The organism is Ramlibacter sp. (genome assembly GCF_050250995.1).
Lineage (GTDB): Bacteria > Pseudomonadota > Gammaproteobacteria > Burkholderiales > Burkholderiaceae_C > Ramlibacter.
Genome location: NZ_JBFWNP010000057.1, coordinates 1 through 14,854, shown reverse-complemented (window position 1 = coordinate 14,854; position 14,854 = coordinate 1). Strand labels below are relative to the sequence as shown.

Annotated in this window: 10 protein-coding genes; all 10 read left to right on the top strand. The window is 69.3% G+C overall.

Translation table 11 applies throughout. From position 1 onward, the window contains the following. The first annotated feature begins 85 nt into the window (after nt 1-85). The 10 genes from AB7E83_RS24145 (at nt 86) to AB7E83_RS24100 (ending at nt 14,727) form a co-directional block, all read left to right on the top strand. Nucleotides 86-3,565 (top strand): DUF2126 domain-containing protein, encoded by a 3,480-nt coding sequence (locus tag AB7E83_RS24145; protein WP_428573386.1) that lies wholly within the window; start codon nt 86-88, stop codon nt 3,563-3,565. Between the two features lie 131 nt (nt 3,566-3,696). After that, a complete protein-coding gene (locus AB7E83_RS24140; RefSeq protein ID WP_428573385.1) occupies nt 3,697-4,056 on the top strand; it encodes a response regulator in 360 nt (119 codons plus the stop codon). An 11-nt stretch (nt 4,057-4,067) separates the two neighbouring features. Continuing rightward, nucleotides 4,068-4,622 carry a chemotaxis protein CheW gene (locus AB7E83_RS24135; protein ID WP_428573384.1) on the top strand — a complete coding sequence of 185 codons (555 nt, stop codon included), beginning with the start codon at nt 4,068-4,070 and terminating at the stop codon, nt 4,620-4,622. Nucleotides 4,623-4,657: 35 nt separating this feature from the next. Beyond that, nucleotides 4,658-6,901 carry a methyl-accepting chemotaxis protein gene (locus tag AB7E83_RS24130; RefSeq protein WP_428573383.1) on the top strand — a complete coding sequence of 748 codons (2,244 nt, stop codon included), beginning with the start codon at nt 4,658-4,660 and terminating at the stop codon, nt 6,899-6,901. Nucleotides 6,902-6,911: 10 nt separating this feature from the next. Further along, nucleotides 6,912-9,746, top strand: a complete 2,835-nt coding sequence (locus AB7E83_RS24125) for a hybrid sensor histidine kinase/response regulator (protein WP_428573382.1) — start codon at nt 6,912-6,914, stop codon at nt 9,744-9,746. Nucleotides 9,747-9,750: 4 nt separating this feature from the next. Next, complete coding sequence (locus AB7E83_RS24120; RefSeq protein WP_428573381.1) at nt 9,751-10,203, top strand: hypothetical protein; 453 nt, start codon at nt 9,751-9,753, stop codon at nt 10,201-10,203. Further along, the gene (locus tag AB7E83_RS24115) at nt 10,200-10,697 is read left to right on the top strand and encodes a chemotaxis protein CheW (protein ID WP_428573380.1); all 498 of its coding nucleotides are present in this window, start codon (nt 10,200-10,202) and stop codon (nt 10,695-10,697) included. The genes AB7E83_RS24120 and AB7E83_RS24115 overlap by 4 nt, the downstream gene beginning before the upstream one ends. 61 nt (nt 10,698-10,758) lie before the next feature. Further along, nucleotides 10,759-13,326: a circularly permuted type 2 ATP-grasp protein gene (locus tag AB7E83_RS24110; RefSeq protein ID WP_428573379.1), complete on the top strand. Its 2,568-nt coding sequence runs from the start codon at nt 10,759-10,761 to the stop codon at nt 13,324-13,326. Nucleotides 13,327-13,344: 18 nt separating this feature from the next. After that, nucleotides 13,345-14,232 carry a transglutaminase family protein gene (locus tag AB7E83_RS24105; RefSeq protein WP_428573378.1) on the top strand — a complete coding sequence of 296 codons (888 nt, stop codon included), beginning with the start codon at nt 13,345-13,347 and terminating at the stop codon, nt 14,230-14,232. A gap of 39 nt (nt 14,233-14,271) precedes the next feature. Next, nucleotides 14,272-14,727 carry a RidA family protein gene (locus AB7E83_RS24100; protein WP_428573377.1) on the top strand — a complete coding sequence of 152 codons (456 nt, stop codon included), beginning with the start codon at nt 14,272-14,274 and terminating at the stop codon, nt 14,725-14,727. The last annotated feature ends 127 nt before the right edge of the window (nt 14,728-14,854 follow it).

The window sequence follows — 14,854 nt, the reverse complement described above, 5'->3', positions numbered from 1 at the left end:
CGCGGCGGTACCTCCGCGTACAAACCCGCGACGCGGTCTCGCACAGCTCGCCTTGCCGGACCGCATCTTGCTAGGATGCGGCGATATGTCCATCCACGCCGCCCTCAACCACGTCAGCCAGTACAAGTACGACCGCCCGGTGCAGCTCGGCCCGCAGGTCGTGCGCCTGCGTCCCGCGCCGCACTGCCGCAGCAAGGTGGTCAGCTACTCGCTGAAGGTCGAGCCCGCGAATCACTTCATCAACTGGCAGCAGGACCCGTTCGCCAACTACCAGGCGCGCCTCGTCTTCCCCGAGAAGACGACCGAGTTCAAGGTCACCGTGGACCTCGTCGTCGAGATGGCGGTGTACAACCCGTTCGACTTCTTCCTGGAGCCGAGCGCGGAGAAATTCCCCTTCGCCTACCGCGAGGAGGAAGCGCAGGAGCTCGCGCCCTACCTCGCCCCGGAGCCGCTCACGCCGCTCGTGTCGGCCTACCTCGCGAAGATCGACCTCACCCCGCGCGCCACCATCGACTTCCTCGTCGCGATCAACCAGCAGGTGCAGCGCGACGTCAAATACCTCATTCGCATGGAGCCGGGCGTGCAGACGCCGGAGCAGACCCTGGAGAACGCCAGCGGATCGTGCCGCGACTCCGGCTGGCTGCTCGTGCAGTTGCTGCGCCGCCTCGGGCTCGCGGCCCGCTTCGTCTCCGGCTACCTGATCCAGCTGAAGCCCGACGTGAAATCGCTCGATGGCCCGAGCGGCACCGAGGTCGACTTCACCGACCTGCATGCGTGGTGCGAGGTCTACCTGCCCGGCGCCGGCTGGATCGGGCTCGATCCGACCTCGGGCCTGATGGCCGGAGAAGGCCACATCCCGCTCGCATGCACCCCGCAACCCTCGGGCGCCGCGCCCATCGAGGGACTCGTGGACGAGGCCGAGGTCGAATTCGGCCACCACATGGTCGTCACGCGCATCTACGAATCGCCGCGCGTGACCAAGCCGTACAGCGACGAGCAGTGGGCGAAGGTCGTCGCGCTGGGCGATGCGGTCGACCGCCGGCTGCAGGCCGGCGACGTGCGGCTGACGATGGGCGGCGAGCCGACCTTCGTGGCCACGGCGGACCGCGACGGCGCCGAATGGAACACCGATGCCCTCGGCCCCACCAAGCGCGGCTACGCCACGGCGCTCGTGGACAAGCTGCGCGCCGAGTACGGCCAGGGCGGCTTCCTGCACTTCGGCCAGGGCAAGTGGTATCCCGGCGAGCAGTTGCCGCGCTGGGCCCTGTCGATCTGCTGGCGCGCGGATGGGCAGCCCTGCTGGACCGACCCCGCACTGTTCGCCGACGAGCGCGAGACGCTGCGCTACACCAGCGACGATGCGCAGCGGTTCGTGCGCCACCTCTGCGGCAAGCTGGGCATCACCGACGAGTTCATCCACCCGGGCTACGAAGACGTCTTCTATTACCTGTGGCGCGAGCGGCGGCTGCCGGTGAACGTGGACCCGTTCGACAGCCGCCTCGACGACGAGATGGAGCGCGTGCGCCTGCGGCGCGTGTTCGAGCAGAAGCTCGACTCGGTGGTGGGCTACGCGCTGCCGCTGTCGCCGGGCGACGAGGGTCCCGCGCTCGCGGGCGCGACCTGGACGACCGGCCCCTGGTACTTCCGCGACGAGCGCATGTACCTGATCCCCGGCGATTCGCCGATGGGGTATCGGCTGCCGCTCGATGCGTTTCCGTGGGTGAGCCAGGGAGACTATCCCTACATGGTCGAAACAGACCCGATGGCGCCGCGGCAGCAGTTGCCGCAGGCGGACACCTTCCGCGCGAGATACGTCGGTGCGCCAGAGGCGCCGCGGGTGATGCAACACCCCGCCCCGTCCGAAACCGGCCGTGCCTTCCCCCCTCCCCCGCTGGAGGAGGGCCGGGGTGAGGGCACGCGCGCCACTCCGACAGACCTCTCCCGATCCCCCACCCGCTTCGAATCCGCCCACTGGATCACCCGCACGGCGCTGTGCGTCGAAGTCCGCGACCCCCAGCGCGCCAACGGCCCGAAGGCCGAGCGCGAGCACGGCGGCAAGAGCGGCGTGCTCTACGTCTTCATGCCGCCGCTCGCGCGCCTCGAGGACTACCTCGAACTTCTCGCAGCGATCGAGGCCACCACGAAAGAACTCGGACTGAAGATCGTCCTGGAAGGTTACCCACCCCCGCGCGACCCCCGCCTGAAGCTGCTGCAGGTCACCCCCGACCCCGGCGTGATCGAAGTCAACATCCATCCCGCGCACAGCTGGAAGGAGCTCGTCGCCCACACCGAATTCCTCTACGACGCCGCGTTCGAGACGCGCCTGACCGCCGAGAAGTTCATGACCGACGGCCGCCATACCGGCACCGGCGGCGGCAACCACTTCGTGCTGGGCGGCGCGACGCCGGCGGACTCGCCCTTCCTGCGCAAGCCGGAGCTGCTCGCCTCGCTCCTGCTGTACTGGCACAACCATCCGTCGCTGTCGTTCCTGTTCTCCGGCCTCTTCATCGGCCCCACGAGCCAGGCGCCGCGCGTGGACGAAGCGCGCAACGACCAGCTCTACGAGCTGGAAATCGCGCTGCAGGAGATCGAGCGCAACCGGCAGGTCCATGGACAATCGATGCCGCCGTGGCTGGTGGACCGCACGCTGCGCAACATCCTGGTCGACGTGACGGGCAACACGCACCGCAGCGAGTTCTGCATCGACAAACTCTATTCGCCCGACTCCGCGACGGGGCGCCTGGGCCTGCTCGAACTGCGCGCCTTCGAGATGCCGCCGCACGCCCGCATGAGCATCGTGCAGCAACTGCTCATTCGCGCCCTGGTCGCGCGTTTCTGGAACGAACCTTATCGGGCGCCCGTCACGCGCTGGGGCACAGAGCTGCACGACCGCTGGATGCTGCCCACCTTCATCTGGATGGACCTGCAGGACGTGATGACCGAGATGCAGGCTGCCGGCTACGCGTTCGATGCCACGTGGTTCGCGCCGCACTTCGAGTTCCGCTTCCCGCACGTGGGCGAGGTGCAGGCGATGGGCATGGAGCTCACGCTGCGCAACGCGCTGGAGCCGTGGCACGTGATGGGCGAGGAAGGCTCGGCCGGGGGCACCGTGCGCTACGTCGATTCGTCGCTCGAGCGGCTGGAGTTGCGCATCACGGGCATGAACCCGAGCCGGTATGCGGTCACCGCCAACGGCCGGCCGCTGCCCTTGCAGTCGACCGGCACCGAAGGCGAGTTCGTGGCCGGCGTGCGCTACAAGGCGTGGGCGCCGCCCTCGGCGCTGCATCCGAGCATCGGCGCGCATGCGCCGATCACGTTCGACGTGGTCGACACGTGGATGAAGCGTTCGGTGGCCGGATGCCAGTATCACGTCGCGCATCCGGGCGGCCGCAACTATGCGACCTTCCCGGTGAACGCCTACGAAGCCGAGAGCCGCCGGCTCGCGCGCTTCTTCCGCATGGGGCACACGCCGGGGCGGATGGAGGTGTCGACGCCCACCGTGGACGTGGCGGGTAGCCGGGAATTTCCGTTCACGCTGGACTTGCGGAAGCCGGCGAAGACGTAGTCCACCGCCTGGTATCGAGACGAAGGTCTATTGGGGGCCGATGCTGTTCGCAGCATCGGCTTTCTGACTTTCGTATGGTTGAAGCGCGACCTCCGTCCGCCTACTTTTAGATGGCACTCAGGAGAACCACCATGGCAAGAACCTTTCTCATCGTCGACGACAGCGAAGTCGACCGCCGCCGCCTCAAGCAGGTCCTCGAAGCCGCCGGCTACGAGACCCAGTTCGCGACCAACGGGCTCGAGGCCCTCGAATCCGTGCGCCGCGCCCGGCCCGACGCGATCTTCATGGACGTGAACATGCCCGAGATGGACGGCTTCGCCGCCACGCGCACGCTGAAGTCGGACGAGAAGACCAAGAGCATCCCCGTCGTGATCTGCAGCGTGCGCAGCCAGAAGGCCGACCGCGCCTGGTCGCAGATGCTCGGCGCCAATGCGCACGTCGCCAAGCCCTTCAGCGACCAGGAAATCCTCGAACGCGTCCAGGACCTCTGAAGAGGCATGTCATGCAAGGCGCACGCTCCGAACTCGAACACGGCGCGCTGGCGCCAACGCAAGCCCTGCTGGGCGGCCTGAACGTCGCCGCCGTGCAGGCCGCGATCGGCGGCGCCGCCCACGACCCGGGCTTCGACACGCGGCGAGAAGGCTTCAGAGTCGGCACGCTGCATTTCATGGTGCGCTATGCCGACGGCAACGAACTCGCGGAAATGCCCGCCGTTTGCCGGCTGCCGCATTCGCCCGGCTGGTTCCTGGGCATGACCAACCTCCATGGCACCCTCGTTCCGGTCTTCGACCTCGCGGGCCACTGGGGCACGGAACACGTCGATGGCGCCACGCGCATGCTGCTGGTCCTCGGCCACGGCGACGAGCGCGCCGGAATCGTCATCGACGGCCTGCCCACGCGGCTGCGGCCCACGGCGGGCGACCGGCTCGAAGCCGCCGCCGAGCCGCCCGCGCTCGCCGGCTGCGTGAGCGCCGTGCATCGCATCGGCGACACGGACTGGATCGACCTCAACTGCAACGCGCTCCTCGAGCGTCTGCAAAGCGAACTCGCGCAGTAGCCGCGCACCTCACCGAATTCACCAGGAGACGCATCATGGGACTCGCACGCTTCAACATCCTCCAGAAAATGCGCCTGTGGCAGAAGTTCCTGCTGCTCGGCGTGTTCGCCATCGCGGCCGTTCTGTTCCCCTTCTACCGGTACATCAACATCGCCGAGTCGGAAATCCATTTCGCGCGCGACGAGCAAAGCGGCATCCCGCCGATCGTCGCGCTCGGCAAGCTGGTGCAGGCGACGCAGCAGCATCGCGACCTCGCCGCGAGCATGTTCGCGGGGACCGAAGGGGCGGCTAAGCGGCGCGGCGAAAAGGAGGCCGAGATCGCGCAGCTCATGGCCCAGATCGACCGCCTGTTCGGCGCGGGCAGCGGCTTCGAGCGCATGCAGGAAGAGTGGGGGCGCATCAAGGCGGACTGGCGCGCGACGGCCGATGCCCTCGCGCAGCGCAAGGGCGACGCGCGGTCCAGCAACATCGCGCACGGCGCGCTGATCGAAGTGCTGCTGCTCGCGGTGGAGCAGGTGGCGGACATCTCGAAGCTCTCGCTGGACCCGGCCGCCCACACCTACTTCCTGATGAACACCTTCACGGTTCAGTTGCCCAAACTGACCGAAAGCCTCGGCCAGGCCCGTGCGCTCGGCGCCGGCGTCCTGACCGAGGCCGCGCGCCTCACGGCCGCCGGATCGAACCCCGCGCAGGCGATCACGGACTCCGACCGGGTGCGCATGGTCACCACCCTGCGAACGGTCCAGACGGTGGCCGAGGACACGCGGCGGTTCCTCGGCAAGGTCGTTCGCGAGGAGGGGCGCCTGAAGGACCGGATCGAATCCGAGCTGGCCGCGCCGCTCGAGCAGACACGCCTGCTCGTGCAGCTCGCGCAGAAGGAAATCGTCGACGCGAACCCGCCGTCGCACGATCCCGCCGCCTGGCTCGCCACATTCAACCAGGGCATCGACGCGCAGTTCAAGCTCCTCTTCTCCGTCGCCCAGCTGATGCACGACGAGCTCGAAGGCCAGATCGCCGCGAAGCGCCAGGCGGAATTCGTCATCTCGGGCCAGATCCTGGCCGCCCTGCTGATCGCGACGCTCGTGGGTCTGCTGACGGTGCTCAACGTGCGGCGCACGGTGAACCGGCTGCAGTCCTCGGTGGACCGCGTTCGCGGCGGCGACACGACAGCCCTGCAGAACATCGACGCGAAGGACGAGGTTGGCGACCTCGGCCGCACGATCAACGAGCTGCTGACGGAACGCCTGTCGGCGCAGAAGAAGGCCGAGTCCGAGAACGACGCGCTGAACCGGTCCGTGATCCACCTCCTCGAGGCCGTGCATCACCTGTCGCAAAGAGACCTGACGAGCCGCGCGCCAGTCACCGAGGACGTGATCGGGACGGTGTCGGACTCCATCAACTCGCTGGCCGAGGAAACGTCGAAGGTGCTGCGCAGCGTGAGCAACATCGCGGCACAGGTGGCCCAGGCCTCCGGCAACGTGCGTTCGCAGGCGGAGCTGGTGTCGCAAACGGCCCAGGACGAACGGGTCAGCATCGAGGAGATGGTCAGCTCGCTTGCCAACGCCACCGACACCATGAACCGCGTGTCGAAGCTCGCGGAAGACTCCAACGCTTCCGCCCGCCAGGCAACGCAGGCGACCGACACCGCGCTGGAGACGGTGAACGGCACGGTCAAGGGCATGGAGTCGATCCGCGAGACCATCGCCGAAACCGAGAAGCGCATCAAGCGGCTCGGCGAGCGTTCGCAGGAGATCTCGGGCATCGTGAACCTGATCAACACGATCTCGGAACGCACGCACGTGCTGGCGCTCAACGCGTCCATGCAGGCCGCGGTGGCCGGCGAAGCGGGCCGCAGCTTCGCGGTGGTGGCCGAAGAAGTGCAGCGCCTTGCGGAGAGCTCGCGCAACGCCACGCAGCAGATCGCCACGCTGGTGAACAACATCCAGGTCGAGACGAACGAGACGATCAGCACGGTGAACCGCACCATCGGCCAGGTGGTCGAGGGCTCCGAGCGCGCGCAGCAGGCCGGCGAGCAGATGCGCATCACGCAGCAGATCACGGCCGAACTCGTCGCGCAGGTGCGGCGCATCGGCGACGCGTCGGAAGAGCAGAAGTCGAAGTCGGGCGAGCTGCTCGCCGCGGCGAAGCGCATCGGCGAAAGCACGGAGCGCACGGGCCAGCAGATCGACAACCAGAACCGCGAGACGGAGACGCTGCTGCAGTCCGCGCGCCACCTGCTCGAGTCCGTGAACGTGTTCAAGCTGCCCGCGGCAGCCTGAAGGTCGAGCCATGAAACTCAACGACCTCATCGAAGCGCTCGCCGCCGAGGTCGAACTGGCGCAGCCGCGCATGAGCGGCCAGCTCGACCAGCTGGCCGCCCTCGGAGCCGACGATCCCAGCTTCTACGACCTCGTCGGCGACTACACGGAACAGACGCAGCGCATGGGCGAGGCCGCCGAGATGGCCGGCTTCCCCGGGCTCCAGTCGGTCTGCGGCCACGTCCTCGAGAACTCGCTCGCCCTCGCCTCGAGCGAAGGCGACGAGCGCAACACGCTCATCGCCTTCCTGCGCGAATGGCCGCCGCTGATCGCCTTCTACCTGCGCAACCTGTCCGATCCGTCGGCCGCGGCGGGCCTGCTCGATTACCTCGCGCATGCGCCGTACCCGATGGACCCGGACGAGTCGCTGAAGGTCATGCACCAGCTCGGCGGCATGCCCCTGCAGGTGAGCCTGCCCGGCGGCGGCGACGAGCCGCTGCGGCCCGTGCTCGCCGCGCCGGACGACGTCGCGCTTGCGATCCCGGAAGGCGCCGACCCGAAACTCCTCGAAGGCTTCGTGCAGGAAGCGCCCGACCAGGCGCGCTATCTCGTCGGACTCGCGACCCAGCTGTCGCGCGGCGAGGGCGATGCCTCCGACATCGCCGCCGCGAAGCGCACCGTCCACACGCTCAAGGGCTCCGGCGCCATCATCGGGCTGCGCGGCCTCGCGTCGCTCGGCCATCACTTCGAGGACATCCTCGAGCACTTCGAGGGCCATGGCGGCAAGGTCGCCGCGGGCGCGGCCGACACCCTGCTCGACGCCGCCTACTGCCTCGAGCAGATGGTGGGCTTCGTCTGCGGCAACGAGGAATATCCGACGCAGGCGCAGGGCGTGCTGCAGGCCGTGCTCGACCTGGCCAACCAGATCGACCGGGGCGAGGACATCGAGCACGCCCTGTCGCGTGCCGACGCCTCGAGCCCGGCGAGCGCCGAAGCCGCGGCTGCAGCGTCGGCGCCGGCGCCCCACGCCGTGACCTCGGGGGCGACCGCCGCGCCCGAGGCCGCGCTGCGCGTGGGCGTCGGCCGGATCGAGGAGCTCTTCCGCGTCGCCGGCGAAATCTCCGTGCATGGCGCGTCGATGGAAGTGCGGATCAAGAGCCTCGCCGACCGCGCGCGCGAGCTGATGGAGCAGAACCTGCGCGTCCAGAGGCGCCTGTTCGAACTCGAGACGGCCGTCGACGTCCGCGCGCTCACCATGATGCGCACGCGCACGCAACGCACCGCCGATGCCGGCTTCGATCCGCTCGAGATGGACCAGTACAGCGAGCTGCACAGCACCTCGCACGCGCTGATGGAAGAAGCCGCCGACGCGCGAGCGATGTCGCAGCGGCTGGTCGAGGATCTCGCCCAGCTCGGTGGCGCGCACACGCAGCAGCAGCGCCTGGGCAAGGACCTGCAGCACCTCGTGCTCGGCACGCGGATGACCGCCGCTTCGACGCTCGAGTCGCGCCTGCAGCGCACCGTGCGCGCGACGTGCCAGTCGACCGGCAAGCAGGCGAGCCTGGAGATGCGCGGCGGCGACACGCAGATCGACAGCGACATCCTCGCCCAGCTCGCCGAGCCCCTGCTGCACATCCTGCGCAACGCGGTCGACCATGGCCTCGAGCGACCCGAGCTGCGCATCGGCGCGGGCAAGCCCATGGCGGGCCGCATCGAGCTCACGTTCGCGCGGCAAGGGCAGCAGGTGGTGCTGACCTGCCGGGACGACGGCGCGGGGCTCGACCTCGCGCGCGTGCGCCGCAAGGCGGTCGAGCGAGGGCTCATCGATGCCAACGCCGAACTCGACGACGAGCAGACCGCGCGCCTCATCCTGCTGGCCGGCTTCTCCACGCGCGACAGCGTGAGCGAGATCTCGGGGCGCGGCGTCGGACTCGACGTCGTGCGCGAATGGGCCTCGTCGATGAACGGCTCCGTGCGCATCCGCACGGTCCACGGCCAGGGCTGCACGATCGAGCTGCGCTTCGCGGCCTCGCTCTCCACGCAGCATTCGCTGATCGTCGAAGTGCACGGCCAGCGCCTCGCGCTGCCTTCGCTGCAGGTCGAGCAGGCCGTCGCGCGCGGCATCGGCGAATTCGCGCAGCAGGGCACCGAGTGCGTGTTCCGGCACGGCAAGCGGACGCTGCCGGCCGTGCGGCTGGCCGACCTCGCCGGAATACCGTCGTCGGGTGCGCCCGCCCCCTTGTCCGATTGCGACGCGGTCATCGTCAACATCGAGAACAAGGCCCGTGCGGTCGCGGTCGACCGCCTCGTGGATTCGCGCGAACTGCTGGTGAAGTCGCCCGGCCCGTACGCGCGGCACGTTCGCGGCGTGGCGGGCCTGTCCGTCCTCGGCGACGGCTCGGTGGCGGTCAACCTCGACCTCGGCGGGCTGTTCGCCTCGGGCGGCGCGCGGAGCATGGAGGTGCGCGCGAGCGCCGCCGCACAGACCGAGCAGAGCTCACAGCGCCGCGTGCTGGTGGTCGACGACTCGCTGACGGTGCGCAATTCGGTCGTGCAGCTGCTGCGCGATTCGGGTTTCGACGCCCAGTCAGCGCGCGACGGCATGGATGCGGTCGAGAAGCTGGGGACGGTCCACCCCGACCTGGTGCTCACCGACCTCGAAATGCCCAACATGAACGGCATCGAGCTCACCACGCACATCCGCGGGCGCGCCGACATGGGCGGGCTGCCGGTGATCATGATCACCTCGCGTTCGCAGGACAAGCACCGGCGGCTCGCCGAGCAGGCGGGCGTCAGTGCCTACCTGACGAAGCCCTACAGCGACTCAGACCTGCTGCGAACCATCCGCGAGGCGCTCCCCGCGTAAGGCCATGCAAACCACGCTGAGCGGACACCATGTGCTGATGCGCGCGGGCACGCTGCGCCTCCTGCTGCCGCAGGCAAGCGTCGGCGCGGCCGAATACCGCGAGTCGGAGCCCAACCCCACCGCGCATCCGCGCATCTTCGAGATGCCGGCCGGCGAAGGACTGCGCAACGTGATCTTTCCCTCCTCGCGCCTGCGTGCGCTCGACCGCGTCGATTCGCCGCGGTTCGTGCTCACGCAGCTGCGCGTGACCGGGGCGGACGACCTCTGGTTCGCCTGGGACGAGGTGCGTGTCTTCATCAACGCCGCATTCGAAGCCCATGACCTGCCCCCCGCGCTGCTCGGGTCCGAGGAGCTGCCGGCGACACGCTACTGCGAGCTGGACGACGAGCTCGTCCTCTGCGCGGATGCCTCGGCCGTGGTCGCCTATCTCTTCGCGGGACTGGAGGTCACCGAATGAACGCACGCGTCGCACCGGCCTGGCTGCTCGAATACGGCGACGGACGCCAGGCCGCCTTCGGTCTGCACGCCACGCTCGCCCTGCTCGACGAACCTGCATGCGCTTACGTTCCCGGCGCGCCCGCGCACGTGCTCGGCCTCATGCGCTGGGAGGGCCGGCGGCTGCCGCTGGTCGACCTCGCCCGCCTCGACGAGACACCGCCATCGGCCGGCCACGGCGGCAACTCCGCGCCTCCGCACGCGCTCGTGCTCGCGTGGCAGGGGGCGGGCGAAGACGCAGTGCAGCTCGCCGCCGTGGCCGCGCCCCGCCGCGTGACCATGATCGAAGTCCGCGACGACCAGCAATGCGCAACGCCGGACGAGGCCGGGACGCTGAGCCTTCTCGCCGCCTCGTGGTTCCTGCATGAGGGGCGCCCGGTCGCGGTTGTCGACACGTGGCGACTGTTCTCCGGCTGGCTCGCCCAGGCCCGCGCTTCCTTCGCGACAAACGTCTAGGGTGGCGCGCGCGCCACGCCGCACGGTCGCGGCGAGTGGCGCATGACAGAGAATAGGCCGGGTGGAGCATCCTCCCAACAATTCCCTGTTCGGCGCCGACGCCGACGACAGCCCCGCGAAGCTCGCGGCCGCGCTCGCGCGTCCGGCGGCGGCCGGGCATTTCGACGAACTGCGGGGGGACGGCGATCTGCCGCGGCCGCACTGGGCCCGCTTCTTCGAGGCCGTCGGCGAGGACGGCTTTCGCGACCTCAACCGTCGCACCGTCAACCTCCATCGGCAGGTTCGCGACAACGGCATCACCTACAACGTCTATGCCGACGCCGACGGGCCGCAGCGGCCCTGGTCGCTCGATCTCTTTCCCCTGATCGTCACGCCGGACAGCTGGCAGGAGATCGAGGCCGGCATCGTGCAGCGCATGCGCCTGCTCGATGGAGTGATGGCCGACGTCTACGGCCCCCAGGAACTGCTCTCGGGCAACCTGCTGCCGCCGGCCCTGGTCCAGGGGCATCCCGGCTATCTGCGGCCCCTGCACGGCGTGCGGCCGCCCGGCGGCATCCATCTGCACATCGCGGCCTTCGACGTCGCCCGCGACGCCACCGGCCGCTGGTGGGTGGTCTCCCAGCGCACGCAGGCGCCCTCGGGCCTGGGCTATCTGCTCGAAAACCGGCTGATCATCTCGCGCCTGTTTCCGCGCGCGTTCCGCCAGCTCAAGGTGCAGCGCCTCGGCGCGACCTACCGCGCGCTGCTCGACAGCCTGGTGTCCCTGTGCCCGAGCGGGGGTGGCGAGCCGCGCGTCGTGCTCCTCACGCCCGGTCCGTACAACGAGACCTATTTCGAGCACGCTTACCTCGCGCGCTATCTCGGCCTCTCGCTCGTCGAAGGAAGCGACCTGACGGTGCGCGACGACCGGCTGTATCTGAAGACCCTGAAGGGCCTCGAGCCCGTGCATGGCGTGCTCAAGCGCCTCGACGACGAGTTCCTCGACCCGCTGGAGCTGCGCGCCGATTCGACGCTGGGCGTCCCCGGCCTGCTGCAGGCCGTGCGCGCGGGCAACGTGATGCTGGCGAACGCGCCGGGTTCGGGCTTTCTCGAATCGTCCGCCCTGCTCGGCTTCCTGCCGGCGCTCAGCCGCGAAGTGCTGGGCGAGGAACTGCTGCTGCCCAGCGTCGACACCTGGTGGTGCGGCGAGCGCGCAGCGCTCGATGGCGTGCTGCCGCGCCTGGCCGAAAGCGTCATCAAATCCACCTACGGCGGTCCCGGCGCGGGCGCGGCGCTCGGCAAGTCGCTGTCGCGCCGCGCGCTCGACGAATGGGCCGGCCGCATCGTGCGCGACCCGGTCGACTACACGGTGCAGGCCTATCTCCCGCTGTCGCAGATGCCGACCTGGAAGGGCGAGGCCGCGAGCGACCGCATCGTGCCCCGATCGCTCATCCTGCGCGTCTTCGCGGTCTCCGACGGCAAGAACGGCTGGCGCGTCCTTCCGGGCGGCCTCACGCGCGTCGCCACCGCCGAACACGAGATCGCGAGCATGCAGCGCGGCGGCAGCAGCGCCGACACCTGGGTGATGACCGAGGGCGAGGTCGACCCCACGAGCCTGCTGCGCCACGAGCATCCGGCGGTCGAGATCGCGCATCGCAACCGCGCGGTCACCAGCCGCGCCGCGGAAAACCTCTTCTGGCTCGGCCGCTATACCGAACGCACCGAGAACACGGCGCGGCTCGCCCGGCTCGTGCTCGAAAGCATCAACGGCGAGGACCAGTCGTCGCAGCCGCTGCTCGCCTGGCTCGGCGAGATGGCGGTGAGCAATGCGCTCGTGCTGCCCGCCGTGCCCGCGCCGTCGCAGGCGCGGCGCGTGTTCGAACGCTCGCTGATCGCAAGCCTCGCCGATGCCGGCAAGGCCAGGAGCGTCGGCTACAACCTCTGCGCGCTGCGCAATGCCGCGGCCGGCGTGCGCGAGCGGCTTTCGCTCGAGCAATGGAACGTGATCGTGCATGCCGAGCGCGAGTTCGAGCGGGGCTGCAAACAGTGCGCGGACGACGGCGACTACTCCTCGGTCGAAGCGGTGCGCGTCCTCGAAATCCTCTCGGGCCGCACCGCGGCCATGACCGGCGCGCAGACCGACCGCATGACGCGCGATGACGGCTGGCGCCTGCTGTCGACCGGCCGCCACCTCGAGCGCCTTGCATTTCTCTCGCAGGCGCTCGCGCTCGGCTTCGAGACCGGCGCCGTGGCCGACGGGGCGGGCTTCGAAGCGATCGTCGCCCTCTTCGACAGCACGATCACGTTCCATGCGCAATACCAGCAGCGGCACGACATCCCGCCCCTCGTGGACCTGCTCGTGATCGATCGCGACAACCCGCGCTCGCTCGGCTGGGTGGCGCACACCCTGCGCGGCCGCATCGCGAAGCTCGCGGCCGGCACGATGGGCGAGGAGACCGCTTTCGCGCCGATCCTGCCGCGCCCCGACGACTGGAAGCTCGAAACGCTGTGCGCGACCGACGCCGATGGAAACCACGCCGCGCTCGCCGCGGTGCTGCAGCAATGCAGCGAGAGCGCCTACCGGCTGTCCGATGAACTGTCCACGCGCTACTTCACGCATTCCGAGTCCGGCCTGAGCGTCGGCGCCTGAACCGAACGAACGCACTCCATGCGCCTGCACGTCGTCCACGAGACCGAATACGAATACGCGCCGGCCGTGAAGACGGCGCGCCACCTCGCGCACCTGAAGCCTCTCGACGGCCCCCGCCAGCGGCTTCTCTCGCACAGCCTCACGGTCGATCCCGCGCCGCCGCAGGTCAAGGAAGCGCCCGACATCTACGGCAACATTCGCGCGTTCTTCACGCTCACGAGCGCGCACCACCACCTGAAGGTCGTCGCCGACAGCGTCGTGGAAACCACGGCCGCGCCTGCGCCCGCGCACGACATGCCCTGGGAAGCCGTGCGCGAACGGATGCGCTATCACCGTGCGGCGCATTACGATCCCGCGGCCGAATTCAGCTTCGACTCGCCCTACGTGCCGCGCCACGACGACTTCGTCGACTACGCGCGGGCGAGCTTCACGCCGGGCCGGCCGGTGCTGGAGGCGTCCACGGACCTCATGCACCGAATTCACGCGGACTTCGAGTACGAATCGCAGGCGACGGATGCGAACACGCCCGCGCTCGAATCGCTCGCGCTGCGCAAGGGCGTGTGCCAGGACTTCGCGCACGTCATGCTGGGCTGCCTTCGAAGCCTCGGCCTGCCCGGGCGCTACGTCAGCGGCTACCTGCTCACCGAGCCGCCGCCCGGCGAGGCGAAGCTGGTGGGCAGCGACGCGTCGCATGCATGGGTGTCGGTGTACCTGCCGGCCGACACCACCGGCCCGGGCGAATGGGCCGAGCTCGACCCGACCAACGACCGCACGCCGGGGGAGGACTACGTGCGCCTCGCGCTCGGCCGCGACTATGCCGACATCTCGCCGATGCGCGGCGTGATCCACGGCGGCGCGAACCATACGCTGCGCGTGGGCGTCACGGTGATGCCGGTGCGCTCCTAGAATGCATGCTCCATCAGGAGCGCACCAGGAGCCCACGCGATGAGCGTCTACGACACCCTCAAGAAACTCGACATCACCCTGCCGGCCGTCGCCACGCCCGCGGCGGCCTACGTTCCCTTCGTGCAGACGGGCAACACGATCTTCATTTCCGGCCATGTGGCCCGGCGCGAGGGCAAGCCCTGGGTCGGCCAGCTCGGCAAGACGATGACGACCGAGGAAGGCAAGGCGGCGGCACGCGCCATCGCCATCGACCTGCTGGGCACGCTGCACGTCGCGACGGGCAACGACCTGAACAAGGTCAAACGGATCGTGAAGGTGATGAGCCTCGTGAACTCGTCGCCCGACTTCATCGAGCACCATCTCGTCACCAATGGCGCGAGCGAATTGCTCGGCCAGGTCTTCGGCGAGCGCGGCGCGCATGCGCGCAGCGCCTTCGGCGTGGCGCAGATCCCCATGGGCTGCTGCGTCGAGATCGAGATGATCGTCGAGGTCTGAGCTAGGAGTGTGGGCGGCAGAAGGGTAGCCCGCGCCCTTCTCCACAGATTCTGAAGCTGTGGCGTTGAATGCGGTGGCGCACCCCGGACCGGGACGGGGGCGGCCCCTTCCGCGAATGTCCCCCGTC

Bases quoted from the DNA above. Each gene is read 5' to 3' on its own strand.
- AB7E83_RS24125 (WP_428573382.1), top strand. From the start codon at position 6,912: ATGAAACTCAACGACCTCATCGAAGCGCTCGCCGCCGAGGTCGAACTG.
- AB7E83_RS24130 (WP_428573383.1), top strand. From the start codon at position 4,658: ATGGGACTCGCACGCTTCAACATCCTCCAGAAAATGCGCCTGTGGCAG.
- AB7E83_RS24115 (WP_428573380.1), top strand. From the start codon at position 10,200: ATGAACGCACGCGTCGCACCGGCCTGGCTGCTCGAATACGGCGACGGA.
- AB7E83_RS24120 (WP_428573381.1), top strand. From the start codon at position 9,751: ATGCAAACCACGCTGAGCGGACACCATGTGCTGATGCGCGCGGGCACG.
- AB7E83_RS24100 (WP_428573377.1), top strand. From the start codon at position 14,272: ATGAGCGTCTACGACACCCTCAAGAAACTCGACATCACCCTGCCGGCC.
- AB7E83_RS24140 (WP_428573385.1), top strand. From the start codon at position 3,697: ATGGCAAGAACCTTTCTCATCGTCGACGACAGCGAAGTCGACCGCCGC.
- AB7E83_RS24135 (WP_428573384.1), top strand. From the start codon at position 4,068: ATGCAAGGCGCACGCTCCGAACTCGAACACGGCGCGCTGGCGCCAACG.
- AB7E83_RS24145 (WP_428573386.1), top strand. From the start codon at position 86: ATGTCCATCCACGCCGCCCTCAACCACGTCAGCCAGTACAAGTACGAC.
- AB7E83_RS24105 (WP_428573378.1), top strand. From the start codon at position 13,345: ATGCGCCTGCACGTCGTCCACGAGACCGAATACGAATACGCGCCGGCC.